The organism is Aestuariimicrobium kwangyangense DSM 21549 (assembly GCF_000421525.1).
In the GTDB taxonomy this organism is placed as follows: domain Bacteria; phylum Actinomycetota; class Actinomycetes; order Propionibacteriales; family Propionibacteriaceae; genus Aestuariimicrobium; species Aestuariimicrobium kwangyangense.
In genome coordinates this window covers 212,600-226,969 of record NZ_ATXE01000002.1, presented here as the reverse complement: position 1 = coordinate 226,969, position 14,370 = coordinate 212,600, and the positions used below count along the sequence as shown (strand labels likewise).

12 protein-coding genes are annotated in these 14,370 nt (G+C 69.7%); 10 read left to right on the top strand and 2 right to left on the bottom strand.

The window, feature by feature from the left end; translation table 11 throughout:
• The first annotated feature begins 1 nt into the window (after nucleotide 1).
• The 8 genes from H507_RS0107605 (at nucleotide 2) to H507_RS0107570 (ending at nucleotide 10,437) form a co-directional block, all read left to right on the top strand.
• The gene (locus tag H507_RS0107605) at nucleotides 2–1,015 is read left to right on the top strand and encodes a DNA topoisomerase IB (RefSeq protein ID WP_022910124.1); all 1,014 of its coding nucleotides are present in this window, start codon (nucleotides 2–4) and stop codon (nucleotides 1,013–1,015) included.
• A gap of 60 nt (nucleotides 1,016–1,075) precedes the next feature.
• Complete coding sequence (locus H507_RS15480; protein ID WP_022910123.1) at nucleotides 1,076–3,511, top strand: phosphoketolase family protein; 2,436 nt, start codon at nucleotides 1,076–1,078, stop codon at nucleotides 3,509–3,511.
• A gap of 64 nt (nucleotides 3,512–3,575) precedes the next feature.
• Nucleotides 3,576–4,892 carry an MFS transporter gene (locus tag H507_RS0107595; protein WP_040438026.1) on the top strand — a complete coding sequence of 439 codons (1,317 nt, stop codon included), beginning with the start codon at nucleotides 3,576–3,578 and terminating at the stop codon, nucleotides 4,890–4,892.
• 64 nt (nucleotides 4,893–4,956) lie between these two features.
• Complete coding sequence (locus H507_RS0107590; protein WP_022910121.1) at nucleotides 4,957–6,258, top strand: hypothetical protein; 1,302 nt, start codon at nucleotides 4,957–4,959, stop codon at nucleotides 6,256–6,258.
• 6 nt (nucleotides 6,259–6,264) lie between these two features.
• On the top strand, nucleotides 6,265–6,942 hold the full coding sequence (locus tag H507_RS17280; RefSeq protein ID WP_022910120.1) for a DUF4129 domain-containing protein: 678 nt from the start codon (nucleotides 6,265–6,267) through the stop codon (nucleotides 6,940–6,942).
• The gene (locus H507_RS0107580; protein WP_022910119.1) at nucleotides 6,939–8,153 is read left to right on the top strand and encodes a DUF4350 domain-containing protein; all 1,215 of its coding nucleotides are present in this window, start codon (nucleotides 6,939–6,941) and stop codon (nucleotides 8,151–8,153) included. The genes H507_RS17280 and H507_RS0107580 overlap by 4 nt, the downstream gene beginning before the upstream one ends.
• Nucleotides 8,150–9,142, top strand: coding sequence for an AAA family ATPase (locus H507_RS0107575; RefSeq protein WP_022910118.1), 993 nt, complete (start codon nucleotides 8,150–8,152; stop codon nucleotides 9,140–9,142). Before H507_RS0107580 ends, H507_RS0107575 begins: the two co-directional genes overlap by 4 nt.
• 5 nt (nucleotides 9,143–9,147) lie before the next feature.
• A complete protein-coding gene (locus H507_RS0107570; protein ID WP_245558873.1) occupies nucleotides 9,148–10,437 on the top strand; it encodes a DUF58 domain-containing protein in 1,290 nt (429 codons plus the stop codon).
• A 12-nt stretch (nucleotides 10,438–10,449) separates the two neighbouring features.
• Here H507_RS0107570 and H507_RS0107565 read toward each other — a convergent pair whose 3' ends face one another.
• A complete protein-coding gene (locus tag H507_RS0107565) occupies nucleotides 10,450–11,445 on the bottom strand; it encodes a stage II sporulation protein M (RefSeq protein WP_022910116.1) in 996 nt (331 codons plus the stop codon).
• Nucleotides 11,446–11,478: 33 nt separating this feature from the next.
• On the opposite strand from H507_RS0107565, the gene H507_RS15470 reads away from it, so the two are divergent.
• Nucleotides 11,479–12,288, top strand: a complete 810-nt coding sequence (locus H507_RS15470) for an RDD family protein (RefSeq protein WP_022910115.1) — start codon at nucleotides 11,479–11,481, stop codon at nucleotides 12,286–12,288.
• On the opposite strand, the gene H507_RS0107555 is transcribed toward H507_RS15470, so the two are convergent.
• Complete coding sequence (locus H507_RS0107555) at nucleotides 12,278–13,138, bottom strand: bifunctional 5,10-methylenetetrahydrofolate dehydrogenase/5,10-methenyltetrahydrofolate cyclohydrolase (protein WP_022910114.1); 861 nt, start codon at nucleotides 13,136–13,138, stop codon at nucleotides 12,278–12,280. The two genes, H507_RS15470 and H507_RS0107555, sit on opposite strands and share 11 nt — an antisense overlap.
• A gap of 200 nt (nucleotides 13,139–13,338) precedes the next feature.
• Between H507_RS0107555 and H507_RS0107550 the strand changes: the two genes are divergently transcribed.
• A complete protein-coding gene (locus H507_RS0107550) occupies nucleotides 13,339–14,301 on the top strand; it encodes a PAC2 family protein (RefSeq protein WP_022910113.1) in 963 nt (320 codons plus the stop codon).
• Nucleotides 14,302–14,370: the final 69 nt, after the last annotated feature.

Genomic DNA, 14,370 nt, shown 5'->3' with positions numbered 1-14,370 from the left:
CATGCGACTGAGAAGGGTCTCGAGCCACCAACCCGGCTGGGAGCGCCGCCGATCGGGGCGTGGGTTCCGCTACCTCGACGAGTCGGGTCGCCCCCTCGGCGCCGACGACATCGCCCGGGTGAAGTCACTGGTCATCCCGCCGGCCTGGCGCGAGGTGTGGATCTGCCCTCTGCCCAACGGCCACCTGCAGGCCGTCGGCACCGACGACGCGGGGCGCCGACAGTACCTGTACCACCCCGACTGGAGGGCGGGACGGGACCGGGCCAAGTTCCAGCGCGTCGCAGCCGCGGCCCACCACCTGCCGGAGGCCCGTGCGCAGATCACCCGTGACCTGCGATCCGAGGGCCTCACCAAGGAGCGAGCGTGCGCCACCGCCGTGCGGCTGCTCGACGTCGGCTACTTCCGTGTCGGCAACGATGCCTACACCGATGCCAACGGCTCCTTCGGCCTGACGACTCTCGAGCGGCGCCACGTGCGTCGTCGGGGCGACGACCTGGTGTTCTCGTTCGTCGGCAAGTCGGGGATCGTCCACACCATCGAGGTGTCCGACCCCGACGCGGTCGCAGCCCTGGCCCAGATGCGCGCCCGCAAGGGTGGCATCCGACTGCTGGCCCACCATGACGGCAACCACACCTTGGCCTCGGGTGAAGGCTGGCGCGACCTCACCAGCGCCGACGTCAACTCCTACCTGGCCGACCTGTTCGACGGCGAGTTCACCGCGAAGGACTTCCGCACCTGGCACGCCGGTGTGATCGCCGCCGAGGTGCTCGCCACCACCGACGAACCCGGCACCAGCGAGGCCTCACGCAAGCGCGCCGTCAAGCAGGCGGTGATGGAGGTCTCGTCCTATCTGGGCAACACGCCGGCGATCGCGCGTTCGTCCTACATCGACCCGCGCATCATCGACCTCTACGAGTCGGGCACCACGATCGGGGACGCGGCCCGGGCCAGACACCGCTCCCCGACGGCCCGCCAGACGGCCCTGGAACGGGCCCTGCTCGACCTGCTGGACTGAGTCGCACGACATTCTGGTGAACGCGCCCCACGGTCGGCTCGACTGCACCAGAGTGGGGGCATGAGCAGTGACCAGGACCTCGCCCAGGAATTGTCGCAGTTGAGCGACGACGACCTCGCCACCGTCGACGCGTGGTGGCGCGCCAACAACTACCTCACGGTGGGCCAGATCTACCTGCAGGCCAATCCCCTGCTGCGGGACGACCTGGCACCCGAGCACATCAAACCGCGCCTGCTCGGCCACTGGGGAACCTCCCCGGGCCTGGCCTTCATCTACGCCCACGCCAGCCGGCTGATCCGCCACACCGGTCAGGACATGATCTACCTCGCCGGACCCGGTCACGGTGGTCCCGCACTGACCGGGGCCAGTTGGCTCGAGGGCAGCTACACCGAGTACTTCCCCCACATCCACCGGGACGGCGAGGGGCTGGAGGCCTTCTTCCGCCAGTTCTCGGCCCCCGGCGGCATCCCCTCCCACGCCTCGGTGACCACCCCCGGCTCGATCCACGAGGGTGGCGAACTGGGCTATGCCCTCATCCACGCGTTCGGTGCCGTGTTCGACAATCCCGACCTGATCGCCTGCGCCGTCGTCGGCGACGGCGAGGCCGAGACCGGCCCCCTCGAGGGCTCCTGGAAGGGGATCAGTTTCCTCAACCCGGTGCACGACGGAGCGGTACTGCCGGTGCTGCACCTCAACGGCGGCAAGATCGCCGCTCCCACCGTGCTCAGCCGCAAGCCGCCCGAGGAGGTGCGCAGCCTGTTCGAGGGCCACGGCTACGAGGTGATCGAGGTCAACGGCGGCGACCTTCCCGGTATGCACGCCCGGTTCGCCGAGGCACTCGCCCACGCATGGGGCCGAATCCGCCAGATCCAGGCCGAGGCACGCTCGGGTGGTGGGGGGCGGACGGGTCGTCCACGCTGGCCCATGATCATCCTGCGTTCACCGAAGGGTTGGACGGGTCCCCACGAGGTCGACGGCACCCTGATCGAGGGCACCTGGCGTGCCCACCAGGTGCCGCTGGCCGGCGTCAAGGAAGATCCTGAGCACCTGCGCATGCTGCAGCAATGGTTGGAGTCGTACCGGCCCGAGGAACTGTTCGACGAGTCGGGTGCACCCGTCGAGCTCGTCACCCGCAACAACCCCGTCGGGACGAAGGCGATGAGCCGCCAACCCCACGCCAACGGTGGGCTGCTGACCGAACCCCTCGACCTGCCCGACATCGACGACTACGAGGTGAAGGTGCCCGCACCGGCGACCACCCGTACTGAGTCCACCCGAGTGCTGGGTGCGCTGATGCGCGACCTGTACGAACGCAATCCCCACAGCTTCCGGTTGTTCTGCCCCGATGAGACCAACTCGAACCGGCTGGGTGCCGTCTTCGAGGTGTCCGACCGGGACTGGCAGGAGGCCGTCACCGAGGACGACGTGCACCTCTCCTCGGAGGGCCGGGTGATGGAGGTGCTCTCGGAACACAACTGCCACGGCTGGCTCGAGGCGTACAACCTGACCGGGCGGCACGGGCTGTTCGCCACCTACGAGGCCTTCGCGATGGTGAGCGCCAGCCAGACCATCCAGCACGCCAAGTGGCTCGAGGAGGCCAGTCACCTGTCATGGCGCGCGAAGGTGCCCAGCCTCAACATCCTGTTGTCGTCCACGGCCTGGCGCAATGACCACAACGGGTTCTCCCACCAGGGGCCGGGTCTGATCAACAACGTCATGCAGCACCGGGGCGACGTGGCCCGCATCTACCTGCCGCCGGACGCGAACTGCCTGTTGTCGGTGGCTCGCCACGCCTTCTCGAGCCGCAGCCACGTCAACCTGATCGTGCAGGACAAGCAGCCGCAACTGCAGTACCTCACCCTGGCCGAGGCCAACGAGCACTGCCGCCGCGGCGCCAGCGTGTGGGACTGGGCGGGCAACGAAGACCTGTCGACCGAGGCAGCCCCCGACATCATCCTGGGGTGTGCCGGTGACGTGGTCACCATGGAGACCGTCGCGGCGGCACACCTGTTGCGCACCCGGCTCCCGCAGCTCACCGTGCGGGTGGTGAACGTGGTCAACCTGATGACCCTGGCCCGTCCCAAGGACCACCCCAACGGGATGACCGCCGAACTGTTCCGGGAACTGTTCACCGACAACGTCGACGTGGTCTTCAGCTTCCACGGGTACCCGGGCACCATCCACCAGTTGGTGCACGGACGCCCCGACGTCGACCGGTTCCACTGCCGCGGATTCATCGAGCAGGGCACGACCACCACCCCCTTTGACATGGTGGTGCGCAACCAGGCCAGCCGGTACCACCTGGTGATCGACGCCATCCACAACTCCAAGCGCAAGGTGCGCGGCATGGCCGAGCTGAAGGCCTGGTGCGAGCGCCAGCTCGAGCGGCACTCGGAGTACATCGTCGACCACCTCGAGGACATGCCCGAGGTGCGTGACTGGGTGCTCGACCAGACCAGCTGGGACGAACTGGCCGAGGATCTCTCCGAGCAGTGAGCGCTCGTCCCAGCAGGGGGACGAATCGGGGGCGACCGGCCGGCTGGGGCCTAGGGTGCGAGGCGTGAACCACGCCTTCGACACCCGCCGCAGCTGGTCGGTCTACCTGTTGGCCGTGGTCGTCTACATCTCGGCCATCTGGCAACGGTCGTCCTTCGGGGTGGCCGGCGTGGTCGCCACGGAGCGGTTCCACGTCCTCGCCAGTGTGCTGAGCCTGTTCGTGGTCGTGCAGCTGCTGACCTACGCCGCGATGCAGGTTCCTGCCGGGTTGTTGGCCGACAGGTTCGGGTCGCGGGTCGTCATCGGCTCGGGAGCGGCCATCATGGCGCTGGGCCAACTGAGCCTGGCGAACTCGACGTCGCTGGTTCCGGCAGTGGCTGCCCGGGTGCTGATCGGCATGGGGGACGCCATGACGTTCACCAGCGTCATCCGGCTGCTGCCGTTCTGGTTCAGCGCCCGCCGGGTGCCGATGCTGGTTCAACTCACCAGCATGTTCGGGCAGGTCGGGCAGTTGATCTCGACCATCCCCTTCGCGGCCTTCCTCAGGCAGCGGGGGTGGACGCCCGCCTTCACGCTGTTGGCGGTCGTCTCCCTGGTGGCCGCGGCGACCTCCTGGTCGCTGCTGCGCAACCGGCCCGACGGACAGCGAGTGCACTCCCACGTCGACGGCGACTTCAGCTTCATCGACACTGCCCGGCAGGTGTGGCGCAACCCCGCCACCAAGCTCGGCTTCCTCCTGCACGCAGTCGCCGGTTTCCCCGGGCTCGTGTTCGCCATGATGTGGGGCTACCCGTATCTCGATCGCGGTGTCGGCCTGGGTGCCGGTGAGACGTCGTTGTTGTTCGCGCTGCTGGTCGTCACCGGCATGGTGTGCGGGCCGCTGATCGGCTGGTTGGCGCCGCGCCACCCGCTGAGGCTCTCGAACTTCTCCTTGACCGTGGCAGCGGCCAACGTGGTGGCGCTGGGGGTCGTGCTCTCCTTCGAGCGTCCACCCCTGTGGGCCCTGGTGCTGTGGATGGTGGCCCTGTCGGCCAATGCCGCCGGTTCGAACATCGGCATCGAGGTCGCGCGCACCCGCAACCTGGCCAGCCGGATCGGTACCGCCACCGGTGTGGTGATCATGGGGGCGTTCGTCTTCGGAGTGGCAGGCATGTTGCTGTTCGGGGTGGTGCTCGACCTGGCGGGTGGCTACACCCCCGCCGCCTTCCGGGTCGCGTGGTCGACCCAACTGGTGCTGTTCGCCATCGGTTTCGTCGGCGTCTATGCCCTGCGGCCGAAGGTGCGTCGGCTCAACGCCGCCGAGGGACGAGTGGTGCCCCCGTGGCCCGATGCCCTGGCACGCGAGTGGCGTCGCTGGCGGGAGCGCCTCAGCCGCAGGTGACCGCTGCCATTGGTAGCGTCAAGCATCACGTCCGCCGCGGTCGTGATCGCTTCGAGGAGGATCGGTGTCGCAGTACGGTCAGGACCCCGGCTGGGGTCGGGCACCAGGTTCGGAGGATCCGTGGAACCAGGCCTGGTCAGGCCGTTCCCAGCCCTCGGCCGGTCAGCCTCCCGCAGGTCAGCCCTCGGCCGGGCAGCCGACGTGGGGCCAGGCCCCCTCGGTCCAGCCGCAGTACGGGCAATCGGGCTACGGGAATTCGGGATACGGGCAGCCGACGTGGGGCCAGGCCCCTCCGGTGCAGCCGCAGTACGGGCAACCCGCGTACGGGCAACCGGCGTATGGGCAACAGCCCTACGGGCAACCCACCTACGGCCAACCGACCTACGGGGGTCGGGGGCTGTGGAACGTGGTGAAGCCGGGCATCCTGGCCCTGAAGCCGCTGGAGTTCAGTGACTTCTTCACCGGCCCCGTCGCGGTGATCAGGCACAACCCCAAGGCGACCATCCTGGTCAGCCTGCTGATGCAGGTGGTCGCCCTGCTGGTCGCCGTTCCGGTCACCCTGGGCATCCAGCAGGCGGTCGCCACCTCGTCCGCACTGGGCCGCGACGTCGCCGAGTCCATCGGACTCGTCGTGGGATCCATGGTCAGCGCCGTGCCCATGGCCATCGGTACCGCCTTGGTCGGACCGATGGTCATCCATGCCACCCGCGAGGCCGTCCTGGGCCGCAAGCCCGGCATCTCGCAGGTGTGGGCGGCCGTGAAGGGCCGAGTCCTGCCCTACTTCGGCACCAGTCTGCTGGTCTTCCTTTTGGCCAGCCTGCCGGCCCTCCTCGCCGGGGGTGCGGTGGCAGCGATCGTCGTCGGCTTCGTCCGATCGACCACCCCCGACAGTGGCACCGTGGCGATCATGGTGATGGCCGGCATCGTGGTCCTGCTGCTGGCGCTGGTGGGCACCATCTTCGTGAGTGTCAGGACGGTCGCCGCCGGAACCGAGACCGTCTGGTCGTCCCGTTCCCCGGGTGCCGCCGTCAAGCAGTCCTGGGAACTCACCCAGGGCTACTTCTGGCGGGTGTTCGGTGCCCTCTTCCTCGTGCAGGTGGTGCTCTCGATGGTCACCGGCATGATCTCCTTCCCCCTGCAACTCGTCCTCGGTCTGGGGCTCGAAGGCGTCGGCTCGGCCTCCTCCGGCGACGCCAACCTCGGGGTCTACGGGGTGGCCCAGGTCGCCGCCAACGCGATTCCCTCGATCGTGAGCGCGCCCGTCGTGGCCGCGCTGGTGGCGCTGATCACCCTCGACCTCAAGATCCGCCGGGAGGGCTACGACGTCACCCTGTTGAGCCAACTCGACGACGTCAGCGGCCGCTGAGCCCCGATGCTCCCCCTGCAGGCACCCGTACGTCCCTCGCCCGACGAGGCTCGGCGCTGGCTCGCCGAGGAACTGGCCCACCGCGGGTACGAGCGCCCCATCTCGTGGCTGGAGCGATGGCTGAACGATCTGTTGCGGCGCCTGCTCGACCAGTCCCTGCCGAGCCCCGACACTCAAGGCGTCAGCGTGGTCGTGGCGTTGCTGGTCGTCGCGGTGCTGGCACTGGTGGTGGTGCTGGTCTGGCGGGCGCGTCCCGAAGCCCGGCGTCGGCGGGCCACGGCGGCATCGAGCGCATTGGTCGACTCCACGCTCTCCGCCGACGACTACCGACGCCTGGCAGCTGAGTTCCTGGCACGAGGCGAGGTCGACCAAGCACTGATCCACGCCTTCCGCGCCATCGTCGCCGACATGGTCAGGCGCACGGTGCTCGGGCGTCGTCCGGGTGACACCGCGCAAGAGGTGGCTGCCGCAGTCGCCCGTGTGTTCCCCGCCCATGGCCAGGGTGTCCATCGTGCCGCAGACCTCTTCGACCAAGCGGCCTACCGCCACCGGGAAGGGCTGGCCTCCACCATCACCCCGGCCGACGTCGGCTCGGTGCAGGCGCTGGACGAGGGCCTGGGTTCGGCCCGTCCCCAGCACCACACCGCCGCAGACCTCGCTGCCACCACGGGGGTCGCCCCATGAGTGCCGCCTCCGGGCGGGCGACAGCGCACGCCGGCTTCCTGCGTCGCCACGGTGGGTCACTGGCCTTCTGGTTGATCGCCCTGGCGGCGGCCGCCACCGTTGCCACCGTCCTGTTGTGGCCGGCACCGTCGTGGGGGCCCAACGACCCCGAGAGCCAGAGCCGGGAAGGCATGCAGGCCCTGAGCAAGGTGCTGCAGCACCACGGTGTCGAGGTGACGGTGGTTCGCACCGGTGCCCAGTTGGGTGCGCTCGAGCCCCAGCAGCCGACCACCCTCGTGCTCACCAACCGGTCGGGCTACATGACCCCCGAGACCAGCCGACGGGCAGCGGAGGTGCAGGGTCGCTACCAGCGGGTGGTCATGCTGGGACAGTCGACCGAGGTGCTGCGCGCGTTCGGCGTGACCGGGGTCGGCTCGATCGGTCTGCCCACCCTGACCACGTCGGCCGCCGACTGCGCCGACCCGGCGATCGGGCAGGCGGTGACGGTGGGGGCTGCCAGTGGCCAGACGGGGTGGACGACCGTCTACACCCTCCCGTCGGAGCCCACGCCGGGGGTGCAGGGCTGCTTCCCGGTCGACGCCGGTGCGGGGCGCAGCCACCTGCTCGTCCATGCCCAGGGGAACCCCGAAGTACTGGCCTTCTCCGACGAGTCGATGTTCACCAACGAGCAGGTCCTTGTCGCCGACAACGCGGCCTTGGCCCTCACCCTGCTGGGCAACAACCAGCAGCTGGTCTGGTTCTCCACCGGGGTCGAGTCCGACGACCCCGCGAAACCTGCCAGCACCGGGCTGGCCTCGGTGCTCCCACCCTGGTGGGATGCCGTGCAGCGACTGGTCACCTGGACCCTGGTGCTCGCCCTGGTGTGGCAAGTGCGCCGGTTCGGACCCCTGGTCTCCGAACGGATGCCGGTCGTGGTCAAGGCGATCGAGACGACGCTGAACCGCGGTCACCTCTACCATCGGGCCGGCGCCCGCGACCGAGCCGTGTCGTCACTGCAACGGGGTACCCGCCAACGTCTGCGGCAAGCATTGGCGCTGCCCCGGGACGCTCCCGACGAGACCGTGGCCCGCGCCGTCGCCCTGGCCACCGGACGAGACCCCCGCGAGGTGCAGCGTGTGCTCAACGACGCTGGCGATGTGCACGATGACCAGACCATGGTGCTGCGAGCGCAGACCCTGGCCCAACTGGAAGAAGAGGTACGACACCCATGACCCAGCTCCACGCGTCGGCCCCGCCCGCCACCCGCGGCGACCACGAGGCCCGCGACGCCTTGAGGCGCGTCCGCTCAGAAGTGGCGAAGGTGGTGGTGGGGCAGGACGAAGCGGTCACCGGACTGCTGATGGCGCTGCTGACCCGCGGCCACGTGCTGCTCGAAGGGGCACCCGGAACGGCCAAGACGTTGCTGGTGCGCGCGCTCTCACAAGCCCTGTCGGTCGAGCACAAGCGGGTGCAGTTCACCCCTGACCTGATGCCCGGCGATGTCACCGGCTCGCTCGTCTTCAACGCCTCCACCTCTGATTTCAGCTTCCGTCCCGGACCCGTGTTCACCAACCTGCTGCTGGCCGACGAGGTCAACCGCACCCCACCCAAGACCCAGGCCTCGCTGCTCGAGGCCATGGCTGAGCGCACCGTGACCATCGACGGCCAACCCCGTGACCTGCCCAATCCGTTCCTGGTGGCGGCGACCCAGAACCCGATCGAGTACGAGGGCACCTACCCGCTCCCCGAGGCACAACTCGACCGCTTCCTGCTCAAGGTGGAGTTGCCCGCGCCCCCGCGCGACGCCGAGATCGAGATCGTCTCCCGCCATGCGGCAGGGTTCGACCCCTCCGACCTGCAGGCCGCCGGGCTGCGAGCCGTCGCGACCGCCGAAGACCTGCAGGCCGGCATGGCGGCCGTCCGCCGGGTTCAGGTGCACCCGCAGGTGGTCGCCTACATCGTCGACATCGCCCGCGCCACCCGGCACTCCCCCAGCCTGGCGCTGGGCATGTCACCGCGGGCTGCCACGGCGCTGATGTCGACCGCTCGCGCGTGGGCCTGGCTGAACGGACGCGACTTCGTCACCCCCGACGACGTCAAGGTCATGGCGCCCAGCACCATCGCGCACCGACTCACCCTTCGTCCCGAGGCCGACCTGGAGGGCGTGCGCGTGGGTGCGGTGCTCGCCAGTGCCGTCGACTCCGTCGTCGTGCCCCGCTGACCGTGGTGATCACCGGACGACCGGTGCTGGCCATGCTGGTCGGCGTCGCTGCCTGCGTCGTGTGGCCCTCCTGGACCACCGCAGTGTGGTGGACGGCGGCGGTGCTGCTGGTGGTCCTGGTCGACCTGCTGCTGGCACCGAGCCCGCGAGCGATCACGATCGAGCGGGAACCGTCCGCACCGGTGCGGGTGGACGAACCCACCGAGACCAGCCTGCTGGTCACCAACACCGGACGACGACGGCGACGGGGAATGCTGCGGGACGCCTGGCAGCCCTCCGCCGGGGCCTCGCCGAACCGGCACCGGTTCGCACTGCCCGGCGGGGAGCGCACCCGACTGACCACCCCACTGCTGCCGACCCGCCGGGGCGACCTCGTCTGCCGCCGGGTGACGATCAGGGTGTGGGGTCCCCTGGGATTCGCCGGGCGCCAACTCGGCTTCGACTCCCCCGGCACCCTACGGGCGCTGCCCGCCTTCCCCAGCCGCAAGCACCTGCCCAGCCGGCTGGCCCGCCTGCAGCAACTCGACGGACGTGCGCTGACGCGGACCCGCGGCCAGGGCACCGAGTTCGACTCGCTGCGCGACTGGGTCGACGGCGACGACGTCCGCTCCATCGACTGGCGTGCCACCGCGCGCCGGCAGGACGTGGTGGTGCGCACGTGGCGTCCCGAACGTGACCGCCGGATCATGATCGTGCTCGACACCTCCAGGGTGTCCGCAGGCAGGGTCGGGTCCGTGCCCCGCCTCGACACCGCCATGGACGCGGTGCAATTGTTGTCGGCGCTCGCCGTCAGGGCGGGTGACCGGGTCGACCTGCTGGCCGGCGACCGCGAGGTACTCGCCGCCGTGAAGGGAGTGCAACGCGGCGACGCGTTGCCCCGGATCACCCATGCGATGAGCCAGGTGGAGCCCTCCCTGGTCGAAGCCGACTGGACCAGACTGGCGGCGGCTGTCTCCGCCGCCGGACGCCGCTTCTCGCTGGTGGTGCTGCTGACCCCGCTGGAGCCGGCGGCGGTGGAGGAGTCACTGGCACCGACCCTCGAGGTGCTGGCCAGGCAGCACCGGGTGCTGGTCGCCTCGGTGTCGGACGACGAACTGGTGGCGCTGCGTGACCACCGCGACGACGCCCGCGAGGTGTACCGGGCGGCAGCAGCCGAGGACACCCTCGCCCGCAGGCAGCGGGTGGCGCTCGGGCTGCAGCAACTGGGGGTGACCGTGCTGGACGAGCCTCCCGCGCGGCTGCCGGTGGTGCTCGCCGACCACTACCTCGCCCTCAAGTCGCGCGGACTGCTCTGAGACCAGCCGGGCTCAGTCGACGCTGATCAGTTCCTCGCCGCGGTCCTCGGCATCGAGGTCACCCGTGGCGCCGGTCGCGGCGGCAGCTCGTCCCACCACCAGGGCGTAGTACAGGAAGGCGAGCCACACCACTGCCCCGATCGCCACGCGCGCGAAGCTCGGCAGCGGGCTGGGCGTGATGAACGCCTCGAGCACCGCGCTCACCGCGAACAGCACGACCAGTCCCAGCACCACCCCGAGGCTCTGCCGCCCCACATGGGCCATGGACGACATCCGGGTCCTGGCACCGGGTGCCACCCATGACCAGAACAGTCGAAGTCCCACCCCACCGGCCACGAAGATGCCGGTCAGTTCCAACAGCCCGTGGGGCAGGATCAGACCGAAGAAGAGACCGGCGCGCTGGTGGTTGACCATCACCGCACCGGTGAACGCGACGTTGTAACAGTTCGACAGCAGCACTGACAGGGTCGGGAAGCCCAGCACCCCGTAGGCGATGCACTGGGCGGCCACCCACGCATTGTTGAGCACCAACCGCAGGGCGAAGCTGCGGGCGGGATCAGAGGAGTAGTAGTCCTCGAAGTCGTGGTCGACGAGTCGTTGCAGTTCGGCGGGGGTGCCCAGCCGGACCATCAGCTCGGGATGGGCCACCAGGTAGCCGCCGAGGACGAACGCCAACCCGATCCACGCGAGCCCCGTCAGGATCCACCAGCGACGCATCAGGTACAGCGAGGCGGGAAACGACCGGGTGAAGAAGCGCAGAAGGTCGCCCCAGACGAACGCGCGCCCGGCTCCGGCGCGCCGACGGGCACGGGCCAACAGGTTCGACAGCCCCATCACGAGCTGTGGGTCGGGGCTGCCGGAGCGGATCACCGAGAGGTGGGTGCCGACCCGCTCGTAGAGGTCGACCAGGCGGTCGACCTCGTCGGGCGACAGGCGTGACCTCTTCACCAATTGCTCGAGTTCACGCCACTGCTCGGAGTGCGCATCGATGTAGGCGTCGAGGTCCACGGGGTGAGACTATCCAGCCAGTAGGGTCGTGCCATGGCAACCGAGGTGTTCGTCCCCACGGGCCCGGTCACCGGGGATGCCGTCGAGCTCGAGATCCGCGCCGCGAACCTCGGCGCGCGGATCCTCGCCCAGTTGATCGACGTGCTCGTGCAGGTCGCGCTGTTGGCCGTGCTGATCTTCTGGCTGTTCTCGGTGGGGCGCCACCAGCTCACCGATTCCTCCCTGCGCATCGCGGCTGTGATCGTCATCCTCGTCGGCGTGATGGTGGTCGTGCCGGCCACCGTCGAGACCCTGACCCGGGGCAAGTCCCTGGGCAAGTACGCCCTGGGTCTCCGGGTGGTGCGTGACGACCACGGCACGATCCGCGCCCGACAGGCCATCGGTCGGGCCCTGATCGGATACGTGGAACTGTGGATGACCGCCGGGGTGCCGGCCGTCCTGTCCGCTGTGCTGACCTCGCGCGGCAAGCGCCTCGGCGACCTGGCGTCGGGAACGGTCGTCGTCTCGGAACGGGTTCCCCTGAAGTGGCCCACGCCGATGCCGATGCCGGCGGGGTTGGCCCGTTGGGCCCTCAGCGCCGACATCGGTCCCCTCGACCCGCGCGTCACCCTGGCCGCGAGGCAGTACCTGCTGCGGCGCACCCAGTTGTCACCCACCGCGCGGGAACGGCTCTCGCACCAGCTGGCCGACAACCTGCGCCGCCAGGTCTCACCGCAGCCGCCGCCGTCGACCGCCGACGACCTGATCATGGCGATCATCGCTGAGCGTGGCCGCCGCGACCGCCAGCGCCTGCGACACCATGACGACCTGCGGACCCGGCTGTTCGGTTCCGTCAGGCCTTGACGGTGCGCTCGGCCGCCTCGACGACATTGCGGAAGAGCATGGCGATGGTGGTCGGCCCCACCCCTCCGATCCGCGGGGTGATGGCGGACGCAACCTCGGCGCAGGACTCGTCCACGTCGGGCAGCAGCTTGCGGCCCTCGTAGCGCACCCCGCCACCGACCACCACGACCCCTTCGCTCAGGTGCTCGGGACGAAGGATCCCCGGTACCCCGGCTGCCGCGATGACCACGTCGGCGACCTTGGTGTAGCGGGACCAGTCGGGCACCCCGGTGTGGACCAAGGTGACGGCCGCGTTGGCCGTGGGCCGCTTCTGGGTGAGCAGCATGGCCAGCGGACGACCGAGGGTGGTCCCCCGGCCCAGCACGACGACGTGCCTGCCAGAGATCTCCACACCGTGGAAGGCGAGCAGGGCCTCGATCCCGGCGGGGGTGCAGGGCACCGGACCCGGCATGCCCAGGGCCAGTCGGCCCATGTTGAGCGGGTGGAGTCCGTCCACGTCCTTGTCGGGATCCATCAGGGCCATGGCGGCATCGAAGTCGATCTGGGGAGGCGGCGGGTTCTGCACGAGGATCCCGTGGACGTCGTCGGCCCGGTTGAAGTCGGCGATGACCGCCTCCACATCGGCCTGGGTCGCGTCCTGCGGCAGGTGGACGTGAGGTGCGGTGAAGCCCAACGATTCGGCCTTCTCGATCTTCATGCGGATGTAGCCGGCGCTGGCCGAGTCGTCCCCCACCAGCAGGGTGGCGAGCCCGGGCACCACACCGACCTCGGCGAGGGCGGCGACCCGTGGGGTCAGATCGGCGAAGACGGCGTCGGCGACCGGGCCGCCGGGAAGGAGTCGAGCAGTCATGGGTTGCTTCCTGCCAGTGGGGTGACCAAGTGGTCGTGACCCGCCCATTCAACCAGCCCTCACCCTGCCGGGTCACAGTTCGCCGAGCGCATAGACTCGAGGTTCGAGGAACATCGCCCCGGGTCATCGCGTTGACCTGCTGCGATCGTGGTGAATGTGAAGCCGCCCCTCGCGGGCGTGGTTGATGAGGAAGGACGCCGATGTTGGACCCAGCAAGCCTGTACCAGATCGAGCCGCGGGTCGATCCGCGCACCATGCGCGCCCGCACCCTGGTGGTCACCCTCACGAGCTTCATGGACGCCGGACGAGCCCAGGGCCAGTTCGACCACCACGTGCTGACGACCCTCCCCCACCAGCGGGTGGCGGAGTTCGATCTCGACCAGTTGGTCGACTACCGCGGGCAGCGTCCCCCGATCACCTTCGACGCCGACCACTTCGTCGACTACGAGCCCGGACGCATGCTGCTGCACCACCTGCTCGACGAGCAGGGAGCCCCATGGCTGCTGTTGTCGGGTCCCGAGCCAGACCTGCAGTGGGAGCGACTGGCGAGGTCGATCGCGCAGCTGGTGGAACAGTTCGACGTGCAGACCGTGGTGCTGCTGTCGGCCATCCCCATGGCTGCCCCCCACACCCGTCCCGTGTCGGTCACCCGCCACGCCTCCGACCCCTCGCTGATCCCGGGCAACGTGCCGATGTTCCCGCGGGTGCAGATGAGCGCCTCCTTCCCCAGCATGCTCGAGCTGCGGTTGGCCGAACTGGGTCACAAGGTCGTGGGTCTCACCGCCCACGTGCCGCACTACCTGGCGCAGGCGGAGTACCCCGATGCCACCATCGCCCTGATCAGGGCGCTGTCGGAGACGACCGGCCACATCATCCCCACCACCGCCCTGGCCGTGACCGCCGAGCAGACCCAGGCCCAGGTGGCCGACGAGGTGCAGGGGTCGGACGAGGCCCAGCAACTCGTGCAGGCGCTCGAGGAGCAGTACGACCAGGTGCACCAGCACCGGCCCAGGCGTGGGCTTGCCGCCCAGCCCGAGGACCTGCCCGACGGGGATGCCCTGGCCCGTGAGGCCGAGGCGTTCCTCCGCGCCCACAACGCCGGGGACGAGGGCGAACAACCCGATCGTGACCAGCCCGAAGGATGGGACGGGCCCGGGGTCTGACACCCCGGGGCCCATCCCCCCTCGGCTGATCCCGACGTCCAGGACAATCCTGGCGTCCAGGACGATCCC